The organism is Ruegeria sp. ABV4_181, from assembly GCF_056158465.1.
This window is the reverse complement of sequence record NZ_JBSWTI010000002.1, coordinates 973,474-997,542: the sequence shown is the minus strand read 5'-3', so window position 1 is coordinate 997,542 and position 24,069 is coordinate 973,474. Positions and strand designations below refer to the sequence as shown.

General features: G+C 61.6%; 27 protein-coding genes. 12 read left to right on the top strand and 15 right to left on the bottom strand.

Translation table 11 applies throughout. The features are described 5' to 3' along the window. Positions 1 to 38 precede the first annotated feature (38 nt). Positions 39 to 335, top strand: coding sequence for an HNH endonuclease (locus tag ACXAC3_RS04990; protein ID WP_475157490.1), 297 nt, complete (start codon positions 39 to 41; stop codon positions 333 to 335). Here the strand turns inward: ACXAC3_RS04990 and ACXAC3_RS04985 are convergent, their stop codons facing one another. The 3 genes from ACXAC3_RS04985 to ACXAC3_RS04975 are packed head-to-tail and all read right to left on the bottom strand — an operon-like array spanning position 336 to position 2,418. Then, complete coding sequence (locus ACXAC3_RS04985; RefSeq protein ID WP_475157488.1) at positions 336 to 1,073, bottom strand: VOC family protein; 738 nt, start codon at positions 1,071 to 1,073, stop codon at positions 336 to 338. Next, positions 1,070 to 1,678: an enoyl-CoA hydratase/isomerase family protein gene (locus ACXAC3_RS04980; RefSeq protein ID WP_475157485.1), complete on the bottom strand. Its 609-nt coding sequence runs from the start codon at positions 1,676 to 1,678 to the stop codon at positions 1,070 to 1,072. The genes ACXAC3_RS04985 and ACXAC3_RS04980 overlap by 4 nt, the downstream gene beginning before the upstream one ends. Further along, positions 1,675 to 2,418: an SDR family oxidoreductase gene (locus ACXAC3_RS04975; protein WP_475157480.1), complete on the bottom strand. Its 744-nt coding sequence runs from the start codon at positions 2,416 to 2,418 to the stop codon at positions 1,675 to 1,677. The genes ACXAC3_RS04980 and ACXAC3_RS04975 overlap by 4 nt, the downstream gene beginning before the upstream one ends. A gap of 139 nt (positions 2,419 to 2,557) precedes the next feature. On the opposite strand from ACXAC3_RS04975, the gene ACXAC3_RS04970 reads away from it, so the two are divergent. The 5 genes from ACXAC3_RS04970 to lpxK all read left to right on the top strand — a co-directional run bounded on the left by ACXAC3_RS04970 (position 2,558) and on the right by lpxK (position 8,587). After that, positions 2,558 to 4,081, top strand: coding sequence for a DUF2125 domain-containing protein (locus tag ACXAC3_RS04970; protein ID WP_475157475.1), 1,524 nt, complete (start codon positions 2,558 to 2,560; stop codon positions 4,079 to 4,081). A gap of 155 nt (positions 4,082 to 4,236) precedes the next feature. Further along, positions 4,237 to 5,583 (top strand): TldD/PmbA family protein, encoded by a 1,347-nt coding sequence (locus ACXAC3_RS04965; protein ID WP_475157471.1) that lies wholly within the window; start codon positions 4,237 to 4,239, stop codon positions 5,581 to 5,583. Beyond that, entirely contained in the window at positions 5,570 to 6,370 is an 801-nt protein-coding gene (locus tag ACXAC3_RS04960; RefSeq protein WP_475157467.1) for an inositol monophosphatase family protein, read from the top strand. Before ACXAC3_RS04965 ends, ACXAC3_RS04960 begins: the two co-directional genes overlap by 14 nt. Continuing rightward, complete coding sequence (locus ACXAC3_RS04955) at positions 6,367 to 7,602, top strand: 3-deoxy-D-manno-octulosonic acid transferase (protein ID WP_475157463.1); 1,236 nt, start codon at positions 6,367 to 6,369, stop codon at positions 7,600 to 7,602. The genes ACXAC3_RS04960 and ACXAC3_RS04955 overlap by 4 nt, the downstream gene beginning before the upstream one ends. Further along, positions 7,589 to 8,587 (top strand): tetraacyldisaccharide 4'-kinase, encoded by a 999-nt coding sequence (gene lpxK, locus ACXAC3_RS04950; RefSeq protein WP_475157462.1) that lies wholly within the window; start codon positions 7,589 to 7,591, stop codon positions 8,585 to 8,587. The genes ACXAC3_RS04955 and lpxK overlap by 14 nt, the downstream gene beginning before the upstream one ends. A 38-nt stretch (positions 8,588 to 8,625) precedes the next feature. Here the strand turns inward: lpxK and ACXAC3_RS04945 are convergent, their stop codons facing one another. Together ACXAC3_RS04945 and ACXAC3_RS04940 are read right to left on the bottom strand one after the other, a co-directional pair. Continuing rightward, a complete protein-coding gene (locus tag ACXAC3_RS04945; protein WP_475157460.1) occupies positions 8,626 to 9,288 on the bottom strand; it encodes a DsbA family protein in 663 nt (220 codons plus the stop codon). A 14-nt stretch (positions 9,289 to 9,302) separates the two neighbouring features. After that, the gene (locus ACXAC3_RS04940; RefSeq protein WP_475157458.1) at positions 9,303 to 9,809 is read right to left on the bottom strand and encodes a DUF721 domain-containing protein; all 507 of its coding nucleotides are present in this window, start codon (positions 9,807 to 9,809) and stop codon (positions 9,303 to 9,305) included. A gap of 81 nt (positions 9,810 to 9,890) precedes the next feature. On the opposite strand from ACXAC3_RS04940, the gene mutY reads away from it, so the two are divergent. Together mutY and ACXAC3_RS04930 are read left to right on the top strand one after the other, a co-directional pair. Then, positions 9,891 to 10,946 (top strand): A/G-specific adenine glycosylase, encoded by a 1,056-nt coding sequence (gene mutY, locus ACXAC3_RS04935; RefSeq protein WP_475157455.1) that lies wholly within the window; start codon positions 9,891 to 9,893, stop codon positions 10,944 to 10,946. Between the two features lie 59 nt (positions 10,947 to 11,005). Next, complete coding sequence (locus ACXAC3_RS04930; RefSeq protein ID WP_475157450.1) at positions 11,006 to 12,142, top strand: alkane 1-monooxygenase; 1,137 nt, start codon at positions 11,006 to 11,008, stop codon at positions 12,140 to 12,142. A gap of 25 nt (positions 12,143 to 12,167) precedes the next feature. On the opposite strand, the gene ACXAC3_RS04925 is transcribed toward ACXAC3_RS04930, so the two are convergent. From ACXAC3_RS04925 to ACXAC3_RS04910, 4 genes are all read right to left on the bottom strand, one after another. Beyond that, positions 12,168 to 13,550: an adenylate/guanylate cyclase domain-containing protein gene (locus ACXAC3_RS04925; protein ID WP_475157445.1), complete on the bottom strand. Its 1,383-nt coding sequence runs from the start codon at positions 13,548 to 13,550 to the stop codon at positions 12,168 to 12,170. 145 nt (positions 13,551 to 13,695) lie between these two features. Continuing rightward, complete coding sequence (locus tag ACXAC3_RS04920) at positions 13,696 to 14,799, bottom strand: DNA methyltransferase (RefSeq protein ID WP_475157439.1); 1,104 nt, start codon at positions 14,797 to 14,799, stop codon at positions 13,696 to 13,698. 108 nt (positions 14,800 to 14,907) lie between these two features. Next, positions 14,908 to 15,525 (bottom strand): ribonuclease HII, encoded by a 618-nt coding sequence (locus ACXAC3_RS04915; RefSeq protein WP_475157436.1) that lies wholly within the window; start codon positions 15,523 to 15,525, stop codon positions 14,908 to 14,910. Positions 15,526 to 15,636: 111 nt separating this feature from the next. Further along, entirely contained in the window at positions 15,637 to 16,125 is a 489-nt protein-coding gene (locus ACXAC3_RS04910) for a hypothetical protein (RefSeq protein WP_475157434.1), read from the bottom strand. Positions 16,126 to 16,301: 176 nt separating this feature from the next. Here ACXAC3_RS04910 and ACXAC3_RS04905 point away from each other — a divergent pair, with 176 nt between their 5' ends. From ACXAC3_RS04905 to ACXAC3_RS04895, 3 genes are all read left to right on the top strand, one after another. Continuing rightward, positions 16,302 to 16,589, top strand: a complete 288-nt coding sequence (locus ACXAC3_RS04905; RefSeq protein WP_475157432.1) for a hypothetical protein — start codon at positions 16,302 to 16,304, stop codon at positions 16,587 to 16,589. Continuing rightward, positions 16,561 to 17,262, top strand: coding sequence for a winged helix-turn-helix domain-containing protein (locus ACXAC3_RS04900; protein WP_475157427.1), 702 nt, complete (start codon positions 16,561 to 16,563; stop codon positions 17,260 to 17,262). Before ACXAC3_RS04905 ends, ACXAC3_RS04900 begins: the two co-directional genes overlap by 29 nt. A gap of 107 nt (positions 17,263 to 17,369) precedes the next feature. Next, on the top strand, positions 17,370 to 18,941 hold the full coding sequence (locus ACXAC3_RS04895) for a DUF427 domain-containing protein (protein WP_475157423.1): 1,572 nt from the start codon (positions 17,370 to 17,372) through the stop codon (positions 18,939 to 18,941). Positions 18,942 to 19,045: 104 nt separating this feature from the next. Here ACXAC3_RS04895 and ACXAC3_RS04890 read toward each other — a convergent pair whose 3' ends face one another. The 6 genes from ACXAC3_RS04890 to ACXAC3_RS04865 form a co-directional block, all read right to left on the bottom strand. After that, positions 19,046 to 19,840 carry a DUF1217 domain-containing protein gene (locus ACXAC3_RS04890; RefSeq protein ID WP_475157419.1) on the bottom strand — a complete coding sequence of 265 codons (795 nt, stop codon included), beginning with the start codon at positions 19,838 to 19,840 and terminating at the stop codon, positions 19,046 to 19,048. Continuing rightward, on the bottom strand, positions 19,837 to 20,238 hold the full coding sequence (gene flbT, locus ACXAC3_RS04885) for a flagellar biosynthesis repressor FlbT (RefSeq protein ID WP_475157415.1): 402 nt from the start codon (positions 20,236 to 20,238) through the stop codon (positions 19,837 to 19,839). The genes ACXAC3_RS04890 and flbT overlap by 4 nt, the downstream gene beginning before the upstream one ends. After that, positions 20,238 to 20,612 carry a flagellar biosynthesis regulator FlaF gene (gene flaF / locus ACXAC3_RS04880; RefSeq protein ID WP_475157411.1) on the bottom strand — a complete coding sequence of 125 codons (375 nt, stop codon included), beginning with the start codon at positions 20,610 to 20,612 and terminating at the stop codon, positions 20,238 to 20,240. The genes flbT and flaF overlap by 1 nt, the downstream gene beginning before the upstream one ends. A gap of 77 nt (positions 20,613 to 20,689) precedes the next feature. Then, a complete protein-coding gene (locus ACXAC3_RS04875; protein WP_475157408.1) occupies positions 20,690 to 21,901 on the bottom strand; it encodes a flagellin N-terminal helical domain-containing protein in 1,212 nt (403 codons plus the stop codon). A 208-nt stretch (positions 21,902 to 22,109) separates the two neighbouring features. Further along, a complete protein-coding gene (locus ACXAC3_RS04870) occupies positions 22,110 to 22,469 on the bottom strand; it encodes a flagellar biosynthesis protein FlgN (protein WP_475157406.1) in 360 nt (119 codons plus the stop codon). After that, positions 22,453 to 22,734, bottom strand: coding sequence for a rod-binding protein (locus tag ACXAC3_RS04865; protein ID WP_475157404.1), 282 nt, complete (start codon positions 22,732 to 22,734; stop codon positions 22,453 to 22,455). Before ACXAC3_RS04865 ends, ACXAC3_RS04870 begins: the two co-directional genes overlap by 17 nt. A gap of 111 nt (positions 22,735 to 22,845) precedes the next feature. Between ACXAC3_RS04865 and ACXAC3_RS04860 the strand changes: the two genes are divergently transcribed. Further along, entirely contained in the window at positions 22,846 to 24,069 is a 1,224-nt protein-coding gene (locus ACXAC3_RS04860; protein ID WP_475157401.1) for a flagellar hook-length control protein FliK, read from the top strand.

Below are 24,069 nucleotides of genomic sequence, written 5' to 3'. Positions count from 1 at the left end.
TTGCCTTCCGCGCGCCGTGGCGCAACCTTGTGATTATGATGCCGAACAGTGATCCGATCTGCCCGCTTTGCGACCGCCCCATCCCGGATGGGGGCGGCAGCCTGCACCATCTGATCCCAAAACTCAAAGGGGGCAAGGGCGGACCCACGGTTTTGCTGCACGTGATCTGCCACAAAGAGGTTCACGCCACCCTGACCGAGGCGGAACTGGCCCGCGAGTTCAATTCGGTCGACGCGTTGCGGGCGCACCCGCGTCTGGAAAAATTCCTCAACTGGGTGCGCAAACGTCCGCCCGGGTTTCGGTCGAAGGTTCCCGGTAAGCGGCGCGGTCGCTGATCAGTCCGGCAGGACCGGATCGCCATAAGCGTCCTGGGTCGGCGCGGCCAACCCCGCGAACCCAAGCCCGCGAAAATCGGGCACCGGGGCAAATTGCACTCCGGCAAGATGCTGGAATTCCAGCGTCGTGTAAGGGCGCTGCCAAAGCCAGGGGCGGTTGTCCACGGACCAAAGGTCGGCATCGGGCGGCGTTTCATCTGTAAACGCATAGAAATGCAGATCAAAACCGTTTTGCGCGACCTCCTGAACCGACAACAGCTGCATGCCCTGCGCCCGGCAAAACGCGTCCTCGGCCGCAATGTCTCCGGTGCGCAGAGTGATCTGACCAACACGGGCCCGGGCAAACGGCGCCTTGGGGTCCGCTGCGTTTTCGGGGCGATTGCCCTCGAACTCGTGCTGCAACAGCTCGATCATAAACCCTTCGGGGTCGCGCAGGTGGCACATATAGCCGATGTCCAGAAACTGTCTGGGCTCTGAAACCTCGACCCCGTTTTTGCGCAAATGCGCGGCGGCCAGATCGACATCCGGCAGGGTGATACCGATCTTCCAGTAGCGCTGCCCCCGATCATGGCTATATCCGCCGCCGCCGGGCATCAGCACCAGATCGGCATCCGGGCCGGCATATCCCGCGCGCTGGCTTTGCCCCTGCCTGCGCACGGACATCCCCAACATGTCCCCATAGAACCCGGCCAAAGCTTCGGGATCAGCGACGCGCAGATAAAGGGCGGACAGCCTCATGGGCATAACCGCGAAATACCGGCGGCGATTTCGGGGTCCGCGCTCAGGCTGTCTGCGACCAGTTCATGCGCCGTCGTCATCAGCATATCGGGCGGCACGACCCGGTCGATCAGACCAAAGGCATACGCCTCTTCTGCCGAAATCTTCTGCCCCGCCATCAGGATCATCCGGGTACGCGATGGCCCGATCAGCGCGGCCATGCGTTCGGGGTCGGAAGGTTGCGGCAGAAAGCCCAGCTTCATGACCGGATAGAAAATCCTGGCTGTCGGGACCGCGATGCGTATGTCGCAGGCCAGCACCATCCCGTTGGCCCCACCTGCCAGCGTTCCGTTCAGGGCGGCAACTGTCAGACACGGCAAGGCCGCTATTGCGCCGGACAACCGTTCCCACAGGTCCGAGGTCGCAAGCCCGGCGCGCGCCTGTTCAAGGTCGGCCCCGGCGCTGAACACCTTGCCCGCACCTGTCAGGATAAGCGCGCGTGCCCCGGTCGCGCCTTCGGCTATCTCAACCAGTTCGGTCAGCATCTCCTGCGTCAGCGCGTTGGCTTTGTCCGGGTTGTTGAGCGTGACGGTCCACAACCCGTCCGACTTGGTCAGTTCGATCACGTCAGCCCAACCCTTTGCCGGATATCTTCACGGCGCAGCGAGATTTCGGCGCCCAGAAACTCATCCGCATCGTCGCTGCACATCCACAGCAGGGCGCGGGCGGGCCAGTCGGCGGGGATGTGATCGCTCCAGTCCAACTGGCTGACGACGTTGATGCCGCTGGCCTTGATCACCCGCTGCATATCCGTGGCCACGGTTCCCGGCGACAGGCCCATGGCCCGGATCCCGTGTATGGCCTCTTCCAGATGCAGGCATTCGGTCAGCATCTTCGCCCCCGCCTTCGAGGTGCAATAATGGCTCCAGGCTTCGACGGGATTGGAGGCAGCGCCCGACGATACGGTCAGGACGGTGCCCCCGCCGGCGGCCCGCATCACGGGCAAGGCCGCGCGCATGCCGTGGAACACACCTTTGAGGTTGATATCGATTGCCTTGCTCCAGGCTGCGACATCGGCATTGGACAAATGAAAGATCGGATCGATTATGCCGGCATTGCCGATCAGCACGTCCAGCCCGCCGAACCGGTCGACGCAATCCGCGACGGCCTGTTCCACCTGTGCGAAATCGCTGACGTCGCATTGCAACGCGATGGCCTTGTCACCCAGCGCCGCAGCCAGCGCATCAATCTGATCCCGGTTTCGGGCCACCAGCGCGACATTTGCCCCGGCTGCGGCAAATACGCGCCCCGCTTCGGCGCCGATGCCACGGCTGGCCCCAGTTATCAGTACGGTTTTCCCCTGCATTCGGACCCTGTACCTCCGTTGTTTTGAGATTGTGTGAATCTCTACCGCGCTAACGGGGAAAGGGTCCAGCCCTTGCCCCTTGACGCCCGGGGCCACAGGCACGACGATGCCCGCGAATTTGACCAAGAAGGGTTCTCTGATGTCCGTTTTCCTTCGTCGCAGCAGCGGCGCAGTTCTAGCCTATGCCATTGTCGCCCAGGGCGCGTTTGCCGATGTCACTGCAAACGATGTCTGGAATGACTGGCAGACCTATCTGACGCAGATGGGTTATACCGTTTCCGGGACACAATCGGTCTCTGGCAACGTCACCTCGATTGCCGACATGACCGTTGTGATGGACCTGCCCGAGGACGAGGCGCAGTTTCAGATGGTCGTCCCGGAAATGACGCTGACCGAAAACGGCGATGGAACCGTCAGCATCGGGCTGCCGGAAAGCTTCCCCATGACCGTGACCGGCGGTTCAGGCGACGAGTCGTTTTCCGTCGATGTCGGCTATTCGCATGACGGGTTGGAAATGGTCGTCTCCGGCACGCCGGAGGACATGACCTATGACTATTCGGCAAAATCCCTCGGCATCAAGCTGGATGATCTGATGGTCGATGGTGAACCCATGCCCGACAACGCTCTGGGCGTGAACATGCAGATGACCGATCTGGCGGGCAGTTCGCGGATGAAGATCGGCGAGATTCGCGAAGTCGATCAGAAACTCACCGCAGCCGGTCTGACCTATGATCTGGTGTTCGATGATCCGGAAAGCGATGACGACGCCAAGATCAACGGATCGCTGAATGATCTGACCTTTGCAGGCACCAGCCTGATCCCGTCGGACTTCAATGTTGCGGACCCGCAGGCATTTTATGGCGACGGGTTCGCCTTCTCGGGTGTGTTTAACTATGCCTCCGGTCAGACCGCCATTGCCGGCACCAGCGAGGGCGAGGCGTTTTCGATGGGCAGCGAATCCCAGGGCGGCCGCTTCGGCGCCAGCATTGACGCCAAGCGTATCGCCTATGATGTCGAACAGAACAGCTCGAAGCTGGCCGTGACCACTGCCGATCTGCCGTTTCCGATCGAAATCGCCATGGCCAATGCCGGGCTGAAATTCGAGTTTCCGGTGCAGCAGTCCGAAGAAATTCAGCCCTTTGGTTTCGCCATGAACCTGACGGATTTCACCATGTCGGACGTGCTGTGGAGCATCTTTGACCCCGCTGGCGCCCTGCCGCGCGACCCCGCCACCATTGCTCTGGACACGACCGGAACCGCGAAGATCCTGACGAACCTGTTTGACCCGGTGGCGACCGAAGCGCTGGAGCTTTCGGACGAAGCCCCGGGTGAGCTGCATTCGCTGCGGATCAACGAACTTCTGGTGTCGCTGGTCGGCGCAAAGCTGACGGGCGACGGCGATTTTACCTTCGACAACTCGAATACCGAGGAATTCGACGGTTTGCCCGCCCCGTCCGGGGTTGCCAACCTGACGCTGGTCGGGGCCAACACGCTGATCGACAAGCTGATCGGCATGGGTCTGGTCTCCGACAGCGACGCGATGGGTGCCCGGATGATGATGGGCCTGATGGCAGTTCCGGGCGAAGAGCCGGACACGCTGAATTCCAAGATCGAATTCACCAAGGATGGTCAGATCCTGGCAAATGGCCAGCGCATCAAGTGACGATTTTGCGGGAAGGCGGCTGCGCTGCCTTCCCCATCCTGCGGGATGATCAAATCCCGCCACCTTCACTCTTTTTTACCCAGTCGATTACAACCGCAGGTCTTGCGGGACGGGCGGTCCAAGGCTAGGTCCAATGCATCGAGACCGGAGGCCGCATGACCCTTACACCCGAAGAAATCAGCCAAAACCTGCTGGACGCGGCCCGCAAGGCCGGAGCCGAAGCGGCGGATGCCATCGTGATCGACGGCTCTTCGGTATCGGTCGAAGTGCGCAGCGGCGCGCTGGAACACGCGGAGCGGTCGGAAGGCACCGATCTTGGGTTGCGGGTGTTTCTGGGGCAGCGGCAGGCCATCGTATCAAGCTCGGACAGCCGGCCCGAACCCCTGCGCGCGATGGCCGAACGCGCCGTCGCCATGGCACGCGAGGCGCCCGAAGACCCCTTCACCGGTCTGGCGGCTTCGGATCAGTTGGCGGATAACTGGGACCTTTCCGCGCTGGAACTGTTCGACCCGGCACCTGAACCGGCGGCCGAGGAACTGTTGCGTGACGCGCTGGCCGCCGAGGCCGCTGCGCTTGCGGTAGCGGGCGTTTCGCAGGTGTCCGACGCGGCGGCGGCCTATGGGACCCATCGCGTGCATCTGGCGGCGACAAACGGGTTTTCCGGCGGTTATGCGCGCAGCAGCCGTTCGACCTCATGCGTGGCGATATCCGGCGAAGGCACTGCGATGGAACGCGACTATGACGGCGACAGCCGCACGTTCCAAAGCGACCTGCGCAGCCCGGATGAGATCGGCCGGACCGCAGGTGACCGCGCAGTGGCGCGGGCCGGTGCCCGAAAACCTGCAACCGGAAGCTTTCCGGTTCTGTTCGACGAACGCATCTCATCCTCTCTGATCGGTCATCTGCTGGCGGCCAGTAACGGGGCCGCCGTGGCCCGGGGCGCGTCCTGGCTGAAAGATTGTCTTGGGGAACAGGTATTGCCTGACCATCTGTCGCTGATCGAAGACCCGCACCGCCCGCGCATTTCGGGTTCGCGCCCGTTTGACGCCGAAGGGTTGGCAACCCGGCGCCGGGCCATTGTCGAAAACGGCGTTCTGACCGGCTGGACGCTGGATCTGTCCAGTGCCCGCAAACTGGACATGACCTCGACCGGAAATGCGACGCGCGGCGTGTCCGGACCGCCATCCCCAAGCAACTGGAACCTGAGCCTGACACAAGGCGACCAAAGCCGCGCCGACCTTCTGCGCGACATGGGCACCGGCCTGCTGGTCACGTCGATGATCGGATCGACGATCAATCCCAATACCGGCGACTATTCCCGGGGCGCGTCCGGGTTCTGGGTCGAGAATGGCGAGATCACTTACCCGGTCAACGAATGCACCATCGCAGGCAATCTGCGCGACATGCTCAAGCGTCTCGTGCCCGCGAATGACGCGCGCCCGTATCTGTCCCGGGTGGTCCCGTCCGTGCTGATCGAAGGAATGACACTTGCCGGCACCTGACCTGCCCCTTCTGATCGACGCCGCGTTGGAGGCCGGGAAAATCGCCACTCGATATTCGGGCACCACGGCGCAGCGTTGGGACAAACCGGACGGCGCCGGTCCGGTGACCGAGGCGGATCTGGCCGTCAACGCCATGCTGGAGCAACGGCTGCAGGCCGCCCGGCCCGGCTATGGCTGGCTGAGCGAAGAGACCGAGGATTCCCCTGACCGCCTGTCAAAACACCGCGCCTTCATCATCGACCCGATTGACGGCACCCGCAGCTTTGCCGAAGGGTCGCGGACCTGGGCGCATTCTCTGGCCGTCGCTGAGGCAGGCGAAGTGACTGCCGCGGTGATCTATCTGCCGCTGCGGGACCTGATTTATGCAGCTGCCCGCGGCCAGGGGGCGACCCTGAACGGCACACCGATCAAGGTTTCGCAAGCGTCCGACCTTGAGACGGCCGAGGTTCTGGCGGCAAAACCCAATCTGGATGCACGCCATTGGCGATCCGGTCAGGTGCCCGCCTTCCGGCGGACATACCGGCCGTCGCTGGCCTATCGCATGGCTCTGGTCGGGCAGGGGCGGTTCGACGGGATGCTGACGCTGCGGCCAAGCTGGGAATGGGACATCGCCGCCGGGGACCTGATCATCCGCGAGGCCGGCGGCAAATGCTCGAACCGGCTGGGCCAGCCGCTGCAATTCAACAACCAACATCCCCGTCTGAACGGCGTGCTGGCAGCAGGTGCGCCAATTTACGAAACGCTCAGAGCCCGGCTGGCCCCGGACGGGCCGGGGATCAACCCATGAGCAAGCCGCGCTCACTCAGCCTGGCGGCATACCGGGTTCTGTCATGGGGCGTACCCGGCAATGTCGACACGCCTTATTTCCCGCGCCCGGAAGGCGATCTGCTCTGGGTCCACATCAGCGCGCCGGACCGGCAGCGCGCCGTCGTCGATTTCTGCCGAAGGCTGCAACAGGCGCGCCCCGATCTCTCAGTCCTGCTGACCGCGCGGCCCGAAACGGATCTGACACGGTGGGACTGCGGCAACTACCTGGTTGTGAACCTGCCGTCGGAACAGACCGGCGCAGCGCGGGCATTTCTGGATCACTGGCGCCCCGATATCGGGATCTGGGTCGGTGGCGGGCTGATGCCGAACGTGATCACCCGGGCCGAGGAACGCGGCATCCCCCTGATCCTCGTCGAGGCGCAGATCGACATCGACGTGGCCCGCGGCGGTCGATGGCTGCCCGATATCACCCGCTATACGTTCGATTGTTTCAGGATGATCCTTGCGACGACTCCGGATGCGGCCCGGAATATCCGCCGATTGGGCATCTCCTCCGGCAAGGTCAGTGAATCGCCGCCGCTTCTGGTCAGCCCCAACCCCCGGCCCTGGCCCGAGGACGAGCTGATCGAAACCAACCACGCCCTGTCCGGGCGCCCGGTCTGGCTGGCAGCATGTGTGCAGGACAAGGAATTCATCTCGGTGCTCAGCGCCCACCGCCAGGCGATGCGCATGTTGCCCCGGCTGGCGCTGGTTTTGCATGTCGCGGATACCGCCGAAGCCGAGCCATTGCACCGGCGGCTGGAAAACATGGACCTGCGTTGCACGAACTGGGACACCAGCGGACAGATCGAGGATACGACGCAGGTCATCCTGTCGGCCGTTACCGAGGACCTGGGCCTCTGGCACCGCGTCTCGGCCGTGACATTCATGGGCAGTTCGCTGGAACGCGGCGCAGGCGGTCACGACCCCCTTGTCGCCACGGCGTTGGGCTCGGCACTTATCCACGGACCTTTTGTGCACCACCATCAACAGCTATACGATCAGCTGAACCGCGCCGGCGCGGCGCTGACGGTCAGAACGGCCACCGAACTGGGCGACGCCGTGGTCGATCTGCTGGCACCGGACCGGGCCGCCGACATGGCGCTGGCCGGGTGGCAGATCGTGTCCGAAGGTGCGCCGCAATCGGATAAACTGATCGAGATGGTGCAGGATTATCTGGACCAGCGGAGCGCAAACCATGCGGGCACCTGATTTCTGGAACACCGCGCCCGACCAGCTGGACCTGCGGGCCCGGATGCTGGCGCCCTTAGGTCGCATCTACGCTGCCGCAACCGCCCGCCGGGTCGCGTCCGGGGCCGGAACGAATCCGGGCGTGCCCGTCATTTGTGTCGGCAATCTGAACGCCGGCGGAACCGGCAAGACCCCCACCGTGATCTGGATGATCGAACGATTGCGCGACGCCTGGCACCAAACCCATGTGGTGACCCGTGGCCACGGGGGGTCCCTGGAAGGGCCCGTGCGCGTCGATCCCGGCAAACACACCGCCGCGCAGGTCGGGGACGAGCCCTTGTTGCTGGCGGCCTTTGCCGAGGTCTGGGTCGCGAAAGATCGCGCCGCCGGCGCGCAGGCCGCCGCCGCCGCTGGCGCAACGGTGATCGTTCTGGATGACGGGTTTCAGAACCCCTCGGTGGTCAAGGATTTCTCGGTCATCGTCGTTGATGCGGCGCGGGGATTCGGGAACGGGCTGTGCCTGCCCGCCGGTCCTTTACGAGAGCCGGTTGACGTCGGATTGCGACGCGCCGACCTGGTGTTGTCACTGGGGGACGCAGACGCGCAACAACAATTCGCGGACCGCTGGGGCCACAGCCTGACCGTGCCCCATGCCACCGGCGCGGTCGAACCGCTGCAGACCGGAATGGACTGGAGCGGTACTCCGGTTCTGGCCTTCGCGGGCATCGGTCACCCGGACAAATTCTTTGCCACATTGCGCCAACAGGGGGCAAAGCTGCTGCGGGCCGAAGCACTGGATGATCACCAGCCGCTGACCCCGGCGCTGATGTCGCGGCTTGAGAATGAAGCCCGGCAACTGGGCGCGCAGATGGTGACAACGGAAAAAGATGCCGTGCGCCTGCCTGCGGCCTTTCGCAACAAGGTCATCACCTTGCCTGTCCGCCTGAACGTAACCCAAGGTGACAGGGTCAGGGACATGCTGTTGCAGGCAGCACCTTCACCCTGAAAGGCGACCGGCCCGGGTTGAGCCGGGCGCAATCGCAATTAGCTGCCCAACTCGTCTTCGATCAGCTTCTTGAACTCGTCGTAAGACTGGTTGTCGACCTTCTTGCCATTCACGATGAAGGACGGGGTCGCCTGAATGCCGTCACGCTCGGCGTTTTCCTGATACCAGGCCACCAGTGTCTGCGCGCGGGTGCCATCCTGCAGGCAGGCTTCAAGCTGGTCATTATCAATACCAGCCAGACGCCCGATCTTGCGCAGCTCGTCCACGATTTCAGCTGGACCACCTGCGCGGGTCCATTCGGACTGACCTTCATAGATCAGGTCGGAAATGCCAAAGAACTTATCGGGGCCGTCACAGCGCGCGACCATCGAAGCCCACAGGCCGTAGCGGTCAAAATACACTTCGCGATAGATGAACTTCACCTTGCCCGTGTCGATGAAATCCTTCTTGAGCTGCTTGTACGGCCCCATGTGGAAATTCGCGCAATGCGGACAGGTGTAGGAGGCATATTCGATGATCTCGACCGGCGCATCCTCGGCGCCCTGCACCATCTCGACGATGGTCGAGGTGTCCAGATCGGCCTCTTGCGCCTCGGCGCTGCTGACCAGCGGATAAGCGGGGGAGGAATTCGACAGCGACAGCCAATAACCGCCCGCGGCCACGGCGACGGCCGCACAAATTCCGGTTGCAATACGGCTCATTACTCAGCCCTTTCTCAGCGTTTTTGCTTGGATAAAACGTTACGGCCCAGACGTTCAAGGGCTGCGCGCAATTCCGTGTCGTGCACGTCCTGCGTGGCCCGGTCCGCTTGGGCTGCGATTTCTGGTTCGATCTTGGGTTTCGCCTGTTTCGGCCTGTGGTCGAAACTGGCCTGCCCCTCGGCAAATCCGGTCGGAGCGGTCTGGGTGATGCGCACGCGGCTGATCGCGTTATAGCCATAGACCGCATTCACCTTGCCGCGCAGCTGTTCCTTTTGCATCTCCAGCATCGGGGCCTGCGGGCCGGTGGTCAGCACGGTCAGGGTCGCGCCCATCCCGCCCTTGCCATAGCCCACATTTAACGGTCGCGCGATGGCCGCCATATCCTGGCCCACAATCTCGGCCCAATGGGTCAGCAGGCGTGATATGGCAAAGCCCCGGCTTTCCCCGGCGCGCCGTATCTGGTCGTTCAGCAATGTCGCGGTGCGTTTGAACCCGCGGGTCGAAGAACGTCTGCGCTGCATCTGGTTTCCAACTCCTGCACCGCTATTGTAAAGGGCATGACAACGGGCGCCAGCGAAACCCGACAGGGAGATAGATAAAACTTGCGTGACTCTGCTGAATTCGACGTGAGCGCGGCGCTGCTGGATTGGTATAACCGCCACGCCCGCGAAATGCCGTGGCGGGTCGGGCCGGCAGACCGTGCCATTGGGATCGTTCCCGATCCTTACCGCGTCTGGCTGTCCGAAGTGATGCTGCAACAGACCACCGTTGCCGCGGTGCGCGACTATTTCCTGCGGTTCACGTCGCGCTGGCCGACGGTTGGGGCGCTGGCTGCCGCCCGCGACGATCAGGTCATGGGCGAATGGGCCGGGCTTGGCTATTACGCGCGCGCCCGAAACCTGTTGAAATGCGCACGCGTCGTTGCCGGTGAGCATGGAGGGGCTTTCCCCGACTCATACGACGCGCTGCTGAAACTCCCCGGCATCGGCCCTTATACGGCCGCCGCCATTTCGGCTATTGCCTTCGACCGGCCCGAAACCGTGCTGGACGGCAATGTGGAAAGGGTCATGGCCCGCCTTTTCGACATCCATGACCCTTTGCCGGGTTCGAAACCGCTGCTGAAGGCCAAAGCTGCCGCGCTGACGCCCGCGACGCGCCCCGGTGATTACGCGCAGGCGGTGATGGATCTGGGGGCCACGATCTGCACGCCGAAATCCCCGGCCTGTGGGATTTGCCCGCTGCGCGACCCGTGCCTAGCGCGCGCAGCCGGTACGCAACCGGAATTGCCTCGCAAATCCCCGAAGAAACCAAAACCAACCCGGTACGGGCATGTCTATATCGCGCAGGCCGACGACGGCACGCTGCTGCTGGAACGCCGACCGGACCGGGGGTTGCTGGGTGGTATGCTGGGCTGGCCGGGGTCCGACTGGTCCGAGGATCCGGCCCTCGCACCGCCGTTCCCCGCCAACTGGCGGGCGGTGTCGGGCGAGGTCCGGCATACTTTCACCCATTTTCACCTGATTCTGCGCATCTGGACGGCGGGATTGCCGACAGATGCGGATATAAACGGCCTGACCACCGTTGCCAAACACGCGTTTCGTCCCGGTGATCTGCCAACCGTGATGCGCAAGGCATATGACTTGTGGCGCGGGCAGTAACGCGTTGTGCAGCGACGTATAGTGTGGCTAAACTCGGCCCGTCTGTTCGGAGCCTGTGAATGATCGCACCAGATACCCTGTCCCGCTGGCAATCGGCCCTGCCCTTCTGGGTCTCTTTTCTGCTGATCCCCTTGATCTGGGTCACTGCAAATGCGGGCGGCTGGTGGGTCTTGCTGGTGCCGCTCTCCACCTGGTGGGCCTTTGCGGTCCTGGACCGGCTGACCGGGCTGGAGCTGAACAACGCCGACCCGGATACGCCGGATACCGGGCTGCGGTGGTATATCCTGCTGACCAGGCTCTGGGTTCCGGTTCAGTTCCTGACCCTTTTCGGCCTGATCTGGTACGCCACCCACAGCGGGCACTTATCCTTGCCAGCAAAGATCGGGCTGTTCTTTGGAATGGGCGTGATTTCGGGCACGATCGGGATCAATTACAGCCATGAACTGATGCACCAGAAAGGTCGGATGGAACGCTGGCTGGGCGATATCCTGCTGGCCATGGTACTGTATTCGCATTTCCGGTCGGAACATCTGTTGGTGCATCACCGCTATGTCGGCACCCCGCGCGATCCGGTCACGGCGCGTTATAATGAAGGGTTCCACCGGTTCTACCCGCGCGTTCTGAAACAATGTCTTCTGTCGGCCTTCCGGGCCGAGCGCGACCGGCTGGCGCGTAAAGACCGCCCCTGGACGGACCGCGCCAACCCGTTCTGGCGCTATTGGGCGCTGCAGGCGGGGATGCTGGGGCTGGCCTTTGCCATTGGTGGCTGGTCCGGACTGGGGCTGTTTCTTCTGCAGGCCGGTGTCGCGATCTGGCAGCTTGAGCTGGTCAACTACGTCGAACATTACGGCCTGACCCGGAAATATCTTGGCGACGGCAGGTACGAACATGTGCAACCGCGCCATTCGTGGAACGCGGCGCAAAAGGCGTCGAACTGGCTGCTGATCAACCTGCAGCGCCACTCGGACCACCATTACAAGCCCAACCGTCGGTTCCCGCTGCTGCAACACCATTCCGAAGACGCGGCACCACAACTGCCCTATGGCTATCCGGTGATGACCGTGGCCGCCATGATCCCGCCGCTGTGGCGTCGTGTGATGAATCCGCGGGTCCGCGCATGGCGGCGGCAATACTACCCCGAAGTCGCGGACTGGACGCCCTATAACCGCTCGCAAAACCCGCAGCCCCACGCGTGACAGCGCGCTGACCGGCCCGCTGGCCCTACATCACCCAGATGTCCATCGGTGCCTCGACGCCCCGGACCGCCCGGTTGGTGTGTTTTTCAAACCCTGCCATCAACTCGGACGCGCCCTGACCTTCCTGTTCAAGCTGCGCCCGCACGGCATCGCTCAGAACCACGCCGGCCTGCAATTCGCGCGTCAGCGCCTCCAGCTTCGCGGCGACATTGACGGCATCGCCGATCACCGCGAATTCCAGCCGGTTGGCCCCGATATCGCCCAGCACCACCGAACCATAGTGTACCCCGATCCCGATCCGAATCTCGGGTTCTCCGGCCCGGCGGCGTTCAAGGTTCCAGCGGTCGATCACTTGCATCATACCCCGTGCACAGGCCACCGCGTTGCTGGCATCCAGCGGCGTTGTAACCGGAGTGCCGAACGTGGCCATCAGCCCGTCACCCAGATATTTATCCAGCGTCCCGTGGTGCCGGAACACCTCGGTCTCCATTCGGGCGTGAAACCCGCGCAGCACCTCGATCACCTCATACGGGTCCCGTCCGGCGGCGTATTTGGTAAAGCCGACGATATCAATGAAAAGAACGGCGATACTCTCTTTCCGGATCTGCTTGAGAGGCTCATCATTCTGGCTCAGTTCCTCAACCACGTTCGGTGAGAAGTAGCGCGACAGGTTGGCCCGCTCGCGTTCCAGCCCGGCATTTGTCATCAGCAAACGGTTGAGCCGCCGCATCGACACACCCAGCGTCACGGCAACCATCATGAAAACGATCACCTGCTGAATGCGCAGCGGGCCCCGGAAACTGTTGGGGTCCAGCAGTTCGGCCACATCGGGATACCCCGCCAAGGCCTCGGCCACACGTTCGCTGAGACCCGGAAACGGCGTCGACACATACCAGGCGACGATCCATCCGACCGTCCACATCATCGCGGTCCAGGACCCGATGGCGACAACCGTACGCCAGGAATAGGCCAGCGTGCCTGCGGCCAGAATGATGAAGAAATACTGGAAATTGTCGAACCGGTACTGCATCGCCAGCGGCCTGACATCGTCACTGAACGGATTGGGTACGATCATCCCCAGCGTCATGATCAACAGATCGGTAAAGATCAGCAGCAGCTCGGTCCGCGACTGCCCCACGCGGCCCGCCCGCCGGATCAGCCAGCCATTTGCACAGATCAGCAGCAGGATGAAGTGATACCACAGAATCTCCCACTGGGGGTTCAGGAAGATCAGCAACACACCGGTCAGAGCCATCGCGATCCAGCGGGCGCGGACCGCAAGTTCCAGCCCCTCGCGCTTGTGCCGTTCCAGCGCGGCTTCGGTGTATTTGTTGTCCAGATCGAACTGATCCGGGCGCGTCACAAAGAACCGGGCAAAGCGAGACTGGCTGGCTGTTGTATCCGACATTGCTGAGGCTCCTTCGATGCGCAGCAGGGTACCAATGGCTCATATCGGAAGCGGGCAGTGAAGAAAACAAAAAGACCCCGCCGGAATCGGCGGGGCAAGGCATAGTGCCATGTGTCAGGCCACAGGCACCGGCGGTATAGGTAAATCAGTTGTGCAATTCGGCCCGAATCTGCTGCCGCAGCACGTCGATCGGCACCGTCTTGCCGTCGCGCTTGAAGCACCAATAGGTCCAGCCGTTGCAGGATGGCGCGTTTTCCAGATGCGCCCCCACCTGATGGATCGAGCCTTTGACATTGTCGCCCACCAGCGTGCCATCGGCACGGACTTTGGCCTTATGGCGCTGGTTCATAGAATAGAGTTCCTCGCCCGGGCGCAGCATGCCGCGTTCGACCAGCTGACCAAAGGGCACGCGCGGCTCGGCGCGTTTGCTGGCGCTGACTTCCAGGGCCTCGCGGTCAAACTTGCGGACTTTGGAAATGCGTTTCTCAGCGACCTTGCGATAGCTTTCCTCGCGCTCGATCCCGATGAATTCGCGACCCAGCATCTTGGCGACCGCCCCGGTTGTGCCCGTGCCGAAGAACGGGTCCAGCACCACATCGCCCGGATTGGTCGAGCCGATCAGAACCCGGTGCAACAGCGATTCCGGCTTTTGCGTCGGATGCGCCTTGTCGCCGTTTTCATCCTTGAGCCGTTCATGCCCGGTGCAGATCGGCAGCACCCAGTCGCTGCGCATCTGCACGCCTTCGTTCAGGGCCTTCAGCGCTTCGTAGTTGAAGGTGTATTTCGCTCCCTCCTGCTTGCTGGCCCAGATCATCGTCTCGTGCGCGTTGGTAAACCGCTTGCCGCGGAAATTTGGCATCGGGTTCGACTTGCGCCACACGACATCGTTCAGAATCCAGTACCCTGCGTCCTGCAGCGCCGAACCCACGCGAAAGATGTTGTGATACGACCCGATCACCCAGATCGCGCCATTGGGTTTGAGCAAGCGATGGGCCGCCTTCAGCCAGTCGCGCGTAAACTGGTCATAGGCCCCAAAGCTGGAAAACTGATCCCAGTGATCATCGACCGCGTCGACCTGAGAATTATCCGGGCGGTGCAACTGGCCTTTCAACTGCAGATTATACGGAGGGTCCGCAAAGATCAGGTCAACCGATGCCTCGGGCAGACTGTTCATCACATCGATGCAGTCCCCGGATAGAATCGTGTTTAAAGGGAGCGCTTTTGCGCCCTTTTTGGTGGTTGTCGTCATATCACTGCCTCAAGTGTCCACGGCGCTTTTTGCGCTCATTTGGTTGAGACAAGGATGAGTCAAAGACGATTCGCCGTCAAATTCTTTTTTGAATCAGCGACTTACGATTTACTCTTGATACAAGATATTGTGGACCGGTTTGAACGAACGTCTATGGTGTGGGGTTACACCAAGATTTCGCAGCGCATCCTTGTGTTGTTTCGACGGATAACCGGCATTTGTCTCCCACCCGTAGCCGGGGTGCTGTTGCGCCAAATCCACCATCAGTTGATCGCGCCAGTTTTTTGCAATGATCGAAGCGGCCGCAATCGACAGCGAGCGCGCGTCCCCTTTGACAACCGCCTGTGCCGGGATCGTCAGGTTGCGTGGAATCATATTGCCGTCGATCAGCAGGTAATCCGGCGGCGGGTCCAGCGCGGCCACCGCGCGCTCCATCGCCAGATGCGAGGCGCGCAGGATGTTGTGTTCATCAATCTCGGCGACCGAAGCGTTCGCGACGGCAAATTCAGCCTTTTCGCGCAAGACGGCATCCAGGGCACCGCGCCGCCTGGCCGTCAGCTTTTTGGAATCGTTCAGGCCTTGGGGGATATCGTCCGGGTTAAGAATCACCGCCGCCGCAACCACCGGCCCGGCCAGCGGCCCGCGGCCAACCTCATCCACGCCGGCAATCCGCAGATAGCCCTGCGCCGCCGCCGCTGTTTCAAATCCGTAATCCGGGTTCTTCATATCGCCGAAAAACCGGGTTTCGCGCCATTGCGCAAGAAAAAAGGGAGAGAGCAGTTTGCACCGCCCTCTCCCACGCGGCGCTTCTGTGGCGCCGCTCCTGCTCGAAAACCGTTACTTGTAACTCACGCGGTATCCCTTCTGGCGCAGGCAGGCGGGTTCGTATGCCCGCTTGACCTCTCTGCCATTCCAGAACCCGACCTTGCACTGCTGCGGCAGGCTATTGCTGTATTTGTAATGCTTGCTCAGGCAACGCGTCCCCAGCAGCGGGCGCTTGTGAGGATACGCCTTGAACGTGCGCAAGCACCGTTGCGGCAGGTCATACCGCGCAACATGTCTCGGCAGCGGGCGCACATAGTGCGGCCGAATCTTCGGCGTGACATACACGTGCTTCTTGGGCGCCTTATAAACGTGGTTGTAGTTGTGCGTCACCGAATTCTTTTTGCTTTCGTCGCTGAAATGCTTGACGGCCGCCCCCAGCAGGGCAATGGCCGCCAGGCCGCCAAGGATGTCTCCGGTATCGGCAGCCCGCGCCTGAGACGCCGATACGCCGGTGATGGCGACTGCCGATGCAACGATCAGTGCGATGAATTTCTTATGCATGATGCTTGTCCTTCTGAAGTCTCAGGAGGGCCCGGTTGCAGGCCGTGTGTTCGATGCCCAACACTGGCCGCCCCCCGCGCAGACAAGCAATAACGCCCCTCTGTTATCCGATATCAGCCCCGCGAAACCCCTTAGGTTATTGAATATCCGTACAACCCATGCGCAGGATGCGGCCTATGAAACAGATCCTCTCTTCTCTGGCCATCCTGGCCCTGATATCGCTGGGCACTGCGGCTCCGGCGGCGGAATGTTACGCCGACTACAAGGCCAAGCAGGACAATCCGCTGCGCCTGCATTATGGCGTCATGCAGGTTTCGGCCTGCGGCAAGGGGCAGGCAAGGAAAGAAGTCGCCCAGCGTCTGAAAGGGTCCGGCTGGACCTTGCTGAACGTGATGTCCGTTTTCGGGCCGGAAGGGTTGGATAAAAGGAAGGCCAATGCCGGAAAATTCTATCTCCGTTACTGAGGCCCGGCGATCAGGCGTCAGACTGGTCGGCGCGGGCATCGTGGCGATCGTGTTGATTCTGGTGACCGCCGCGATTTTCCTGTTCTGGACCCTGCCCGACGCCAACGCCTTCAACGCGCGGGTTGAACGGCTTTTCGTCGAAAGCGACCTGACCTCGCAGACCGAGATCCGCCTGCTTGAGATTCTGGCCCAGTCGGGCACGGCCTTTGCCGACACATTGTCCAGCTACCGCATGGTGATCTTTGTTCTGCTGGTCTTTGCCAGCGCCATGCTGGTGACGGCGCTGGTGTTTCTGGTGATGCTGGTGATGCTGAACCGCCGAATGGCGCAGATCGAACGCACCGGGATTCAGGTGACGTCCCTGCTGATCAGCCGCGAGGAAAACACCGTCTATCTGAACAATATGGACTTCAAACTGACCGCCGCCGCGATGGAGACTCTGTCAGTACTGGCGGAATCCCGGCTGGATGACGAGGTTCTGTCCGGTGCCCAGATCGAGGCAATGATCTCTGGCAAGAATGCGGCAGATTGCGACGAGGCCGCAGGCGCGACCCGCATCAAACGGCTGCGGGATGCGCTTGGCAACCAGATGGTCAGCGAATTGCTGGTCAAGAATATCGCCAAGAAAGGCTATATGCTGTCGATCGAGAAAGACGTGATCCAGATGGTGTGAAGCCACAGCATCGCACAGAGCTTGTGTGATAAAATGGCGGTTACACCCCTTGGAAAACCTCGGACAAGGCACCATCATATATAGACCCCGTGCCAGGGAGGTTGATGATGAACGTCCACGCCACGCCAAAAATCAAGGGCTATGGGATCTCAGTTGAGCGGTTGAACGGTCGAATCGCGATTTACCGGGATGAGACTCTGTTGGCCGCTAGCACCAACGCCAAGGTCATGTACGAAACGCGGCTGCCGCCGACGATCTATATTCCGCGTGAAGATGTCAGCATCGATCTGGGCGAAGAAACCGATTTACAGACCTTTTGCCCCTTCAAGGGGACGGCAACCTATCACGATGTCGTTCTTGACGGGCAGCGACTGGCGAACTCCGTCTGGGCCTATGAAGAGGCGCTGCCAGAAAGCGTCGCCATTCAGGGCCATATCGGGTTCATGCCCGGTGCCTATACCCGGATCGACCTGGGCGAAAACAGGCTGCGCGACCCCGATGACGGCAATATCAGCGGCCCGCTGATCGACTGGCTGATGCGCGGTGCATCCGAAAATGACACGCCCGAAGCCTTTACCAAGGCGCTGGCCGAAAAGATGCTGGAACACGGCATTGCCATTCAGCGCCTGAGCATCCTGGCATGGTCGCTGCATCCGCTGATCGCCGGCAAACATTACATCTGGGAAAAAGGCGAGGCCGAAATCTCGACCAATGTGCCCACTTATGAAATCCACGACCACCCGGCCTATATCAACAGCCCCCTGCGCCATGTGTCCAACGGGCTGGGCGGTGTGCGTCAGCGACTGAATGATGAAAACCCCAAGAACAGTTTTCCGATCATGGAGGATCTGAGAGCAAAAGGCGCAACCGATTATGTCGCCATGCCGCTGCCGTTTTCGGATGGCCGGACCAATGTGCTGACTCTGACCTGCGACCACCCGGACGGTTTCACCACCGCGAATCTGGGCCTGGTCTTTGAATGCTCGACGGTGATTGCAAGATACTACGAAGTGTTCATGCAGCGCGAAAACGCGCAGGTCCTGCTGGAAACCTATGTGGGCAAGCGGTCGGGCGCGCGCGTCCTAGGGGGCGAAATCCGGCGCGGTGACGGCGACGAGATCGACGCCGCCATCATGTTCTGCGATCTGCGCAATTCGACCAGTCTGGAAGAAAAGCTTGGGCGCACCGCCTATATCAACCTGTTGAATGAGTTCTTTGAAACTGTGTCCGGCATTGTGCATGAAAACGGTGGCGAAGTGCTGAAATTCATTGGGGACGCTGTTCTTGCGGTGTTCCCTGCCGGTGATGACTCGATCTCGGCGCGCAAGAACGCCCAGCGCTCGGCCGTCGAAATTGTTGAAAAACTCGGCGAGCTGCGCCTGTCGGGAACGGACGATCATTGTGATTGTTCTATTGGCGTCGCCTATGGGCGCGTGACCTATGGCAATGTCGGGTCTCGCGAACGGCTGGATTTCACCGTGATCGGGCAGGCCGCGAATATTGCGGCGCGTCTGGGTGAATACGGCAAGACGGTGAATCACCGGATCGTCGTGTCAGCCGATATCGTACCCGCATGCGCCGATGCGCTGCCTTTGGGGGATATCAAGCTGCACAATGTTTCACAGCCGGTGCCTTCCTTTGCGCTCCGAACCTCTGCGGATGAGGTGTTGAACGCCTGATGCCCGGTTGCGGTGGTGTTCCCCACCGCGCCGCGCAAACCCCTTTTGGGGTGCTGCGACCTCCAATCAGAACAAAGGGCGGCCAACTGCATGCGGGAACCGTCCTATTGCGCGCCAAGAAGGATCAGGGCGGTCTGGGCCGGCGAAACCGTGTTCTGTAACTGAGCGATTTGACTGCGGGCAAGGTACCGGTCGGTCAGCTGATCAACGGCCGCCGGGTCGGTGAACTGGCCCAGGTCGTCGGACCCGGTCAGGCCCGTCAACCGGTCTTTGAAAACGTCAAGTTGCCGGTCGATGTCCAGTTGCGCAAAGCTCGGTGGAAGCCCAAGCGCGGTTTCCATCATGTTCCGCAATGGCGGCAGGCTCATCAGTTCGAACCACTTGGTATCTGCACTTCCGCTCTGGGCGGCCAGATCAGGCAGTGCGTGCCGGGCATAGAGTGAGATGCGCATGGATTCGTCGGCTTCACCAACCGAGACCTCGAACCGGGACACAACATTGTCCCGTGCGATTTCTTCCATGTTTGTGATCAGGCCCGTCTTGGGTATATCTCCCGGACCCAGCCCGAAAGCTTCGGAAAACTTGCGGTACCTCTTGTCGGACAGCCGGTTCGATAATGCATCCTCGGCGCTGGTTCCATCCGACAGAACCTTTTGAATGAAGTACCGGTTGTTGATGTCATCCTCTAACCCGAAAGCACCCAGCGCGACCTGCAGCAGGCGCCGGTCCGATACCAGATCCTCCGCCGATCGCACATTCCTGATGTTTTCCAGAAAATACGCAGCCTCTCTTTCGTTGACGGCCGAGGTTGAAAAGCTGTCAAGCTGCGCGTCGTAGGTGCGCTGCAGAAAACGCCAGCCGACCAGGCCGCCAGAGGGGATGACCGGCTGAAAAGTCACTGCTGGTAGGCCATCAGTCGTTCTTCGCGTGGCAACAGCGCGCGCAGGGCTTTCAGGCATTTGTAATATTGCTCGGCCAGCAAAGCCTCGGTCGCTTCGGACAGGACGCGACGGCTGTCAGCGTCCGTAAAGACCTGGCTCAACTCCTCGACGCGCCGCAGCAATTGCTGACGCGCCTGTTCCGGCGCCATATCCCCGGACAGAACAAGCTGAGCCGCGTAGCAGACGCGCCGCACGGGGGTGTTCACCTCTTCCGGGTGAATGGCGTCGCGCAGGCGCAGGACATTGGCCTGTGGCGTCATGATCGAGAACCGGCTGCGGCGATCGCCGTTTTCCAGCACCACGCCATTGATCAGCACCCGTTCCTTGGGTGCCAGTTTCAAAACCAGCCCGCCCATCAGGTGGCCCCCATCTGGCGCAGGCCGCGCAGGACGGCCATGTTGATTTCCAGCAAGGGTTCGACCGAAGCCTTGTTGCCCAGAACCTGGCTGCTGTGCTGCTCGGTGAACTCGGCCAGATAGAAGATCCGGGCGCGCAGGTCATTGGGCAGGGCATTGTCCGAATCCGCAACTCCGCTTGCCAGCACGGTCCACAGGCGACGGTTTTCGTGCAACGCCTGAACAAACCCGCCGAAATCGGCTTTTTGCCGGGCGGCCGCGGCCTTTAGCCGATGCGTGATTTTCGAGATCGCCTCGTATTCGGTGTCGCGAGGCGTCCGTGTCGGCGCGGCGGTCTGCGCATAGGCTCGCTGTGCAAGAGTTTGCGGTGTCACTTGAAGTCCTTCCTGTAGTCCGTCTTGGGGCGGTCAGAACCGGGGCGCGTCATCACGCCCCGGCCGGGTTCCGAAACTTACCGGAACAGCGACAAGATCGACTGCGGCGCCTGGTTGGCGATTGACAGCGACTGGGTGGCCAGCTGCTGCTGCACCTGGAGCGCCTGCAGACGGGCCGAAGTTTCTTCCATGTCGGCGTCGACCAGCGACCCGATGCCGGATTTGAACGAATCCGCCAGGTTCGAGATGAACTCTTTCTGGGTTTCGATCCGGCTCTGCGACGAACCAAAGGCCGCCGAAGCGTCAATCGAGGTGTCGATCAGCGATTCGACCGCGGCCAAAGCGGCAGTTGCGCCCGCACCGGTCGAGACGTCAATGCCCGTAAGCGCGCCAAGCCCGCCGGAGCCCGCGTTCACGAACTGAGCCGAGAACGAGATATCCTCGCCAGTGCCGTTGGTCACGGACAGGGTGCCCGCGGTGCCCGAGTCGTAATCAACGGTCAGGCCGTTGATTCCCAGCTCTTCGATTTTCGCCTTCAGCCCCACGGCAACAAGGTCACCGGTGGTGGTGGCTGCGGCGTCCGCCGCGGACACCGTGTAGGAAACAACCTGATCGTCAATTGCAACAACCACCTTGTCCCCGGCGGCAAAAGCCCCGCTGGTTTCATCGGTCACCAGCGCGGTTGCAGAGGTCGCACCATTGTCGATCGTCGCACCGACGCGGTCATTGCCGGTCGACGCGCCGGTCGATCCGTCAAACACCTGGGCCGCGACGTAGCCACCGGTCGACAGGTTCTGGCCGGCGACGTTGATGGACGACGCGGTCACGGCCCCGGTATTGTCGCGATCCAGCGACGCCAGGATCGAGGCAGAGCCCGACGAGCCATCCACCAGGTTCAGCCCGTTGAACTGCGCCGCGCTGACGACCGATGCGATCTGATCCTTCAGCGCGGTCACGTCGTCGTTGATTTTGCCACGATCGACATTGTCTTCCTGCGCCGCGACAATCTTGCCTTTCATCTGGGTCAGTAGGTCGGTGACCGTTTCCGCCGCGTTGCGCGCGACCGCCACCGTTGATTCCCCCAGTGCCAGACTGTCCTTGATCGCGTTGAACCCGTTGACGTCGGACTCCATGACCTTGGAAATCGCCCAGACGGCCGAGTTGTCCTTTGCCGTTGCGACGTCCTTACCGGTCGAGATCGCGTTCTGGGTTTGCGCCAGGTTCTTGTTGACCGATTTCAGGGTCTGCAGCGCAACCATTGCGCCATTGTTGGTCAGAATGCTGGACATAGCTTTCTTCCTTTTCCGTTCGGGCCCTTTGCGCCCATGCTATCCCGCATCACATGCGGGCTTTGACGTCTTTCTGATCTGTGCGACCCGCCGTCGGGCTGTTCGCGCCACCTGCTGTTTCAGGTGCCCGATCACCTTTGCCGTCGATCTCCTAACGGAGTGCTAAAGCGCCCCGGCCGGAAAATTCGGATTTGAATCAAACCCTCTGCTATGCCCGTTTTTCCAGCTTGGCATTGCTGCGCACGGCAAAGCCGCTGCGTTGCCCGTCCGCCCCATAAGTGCTGAATTCCTGCCGCACCCGCCGCAATTCGGCCATCCGGCTGGCGACGGCGCGTATCCCTTCGGCGGCACTGTTCAGCAGGGCCTGATTTCTTTCGACCTTCTTCTGAAGTCGGATCAAATCGTCACTGTCATAGACCTCCAGCGCATTGATCGCCCCGATCAGTTTTTCCTTTTCCGGGGCCATCGTGTTCATCTGGTCAAGGTCCCCCTCGACCAGCGCGGTGCGCTCCAGATCCAGAACGTCTTCCAGGGACCTGATCAGTTCAGGATCAGCTTTGATCGGCATCGGTTTTCTCCATCATGGATTGAAACAGAATTTCGGACAGGCAAACACCACCGGATCGCGCCAGTTGCGTGGCCTGCTGCTGGACGAGGAATGAGGAAAACTGATCTTCTCCCGTGCCGCCACCAAAGGTCTGGCGCGCCTCGCCCAGACCGGCCGATTTCAGCATTTCCGTCAGAAATGCGGCCTCCAGCTCAACCGCAGCCGCCTTTAATTTCTCAGTCACGGTTGGCGGCTGCGCTGTGGGAGGGGGTGCGGAAATTTTCATGGCCTTCTCCGAAATTTGCATCGAACTTTCTTGATCAAAGGCGAAAGCGGTTAAAATAAACGTAACTTCCTGCGGGCAGGTTTCGGGTCACACAACCGGAGCCGGAGCAAAATGCCCAACCCTCTATCAGCAGTGCTGTCGCCGCCATCTGCCGCCGCGAAGAGCGACGCGAACACAAAAGAGCAACGCGCGCCGAACGGTGCGGCGTCGTTTCAGACGGTCATGGATCAGGAGGCGGATCAGCAAGACGAAGCGCCTGAAATCGCCGTCATGCAGGCACAGGAACCAGAGGCTGCGCCGGAATCGGAAGAACTCAGTACCGAAACGGAGCCGGTTGAAATCTCGTCTGAGGCGGAGGCCAAACCGCATTCTGACATGGATGAGCACCCGATTGGGACCCGCCCGGACGCGCTGGCTGCGACGCGTGCTGAACCGCCTGCAAAAATGCCCACGGCTGCCATGCCGAAGGAGGCGACTGAGAGTGTCACTGTGCCCGACGCGAAACCGACCGGCCTGCATACGCCGTCGCACCGCAACGATCATCAGGCGATTCCCCGGACTGTCGCCCCAATTTCGCAGGGGTCTCAGCCGTCCGGCGGTGCGACTGGCGCGGCCCTGACACCAAAGAATACCCGTTCAGCGATTGGCGAACCGCGCGCGCGTAACGTGACGGGCAACGCCGCGTCCGGTGAAATCGCACGCGGCGAGGTGCCCGCGCCGGCTACGCCCGGCCCGGCACCCAACAGGTCCGCCCTGCCGGATCGCGCGCCCTCATTCGTTCAGATGCAGCTGATGGCATCCGAATCAAACACCGCCGATAGCAAGGCAATGCCAGATGGGGATACCGAGGAGGCTCACGCGATCAAGGAGACCTCCGTTTTCTCCGCAACCCGTGACGCCGGGCATGCCGCGCAATCCGTTTCGGCCAGCGCGCGGGCGGAAACGGCCCGGGCGGTCGCGGGTCAGATGGCGTCGGTCATCAATGCGCGCCCCCAATCCGGCGCTGTGGAAATCGCGCTTAACCCCGAGGAACTGGGGCGCGTCTCGATAGTATTGAACGGCCGCGACGACGGCCTGCACCTTACGATCGCGGCGGAACGGCCCGAAACGCTGGACATGATGCGGCGGCATCTCTCTGTTCTTGAGGCGGAATTCCGGAATCTGGGGCTTGGCGATCTGTCGCTGGATCTGGGAACACCCTCTGACCCCGGGCAGGATGAGCCCGGGCCGGAAGGGGGCGATCAGGTGCCGCCATCGCACGCCGAACATATCGCCGAGGCTGGCCCGGCTGTTCCAGGAATGAGCCCGGACGGGCGCATCGACATAAGGATTTGA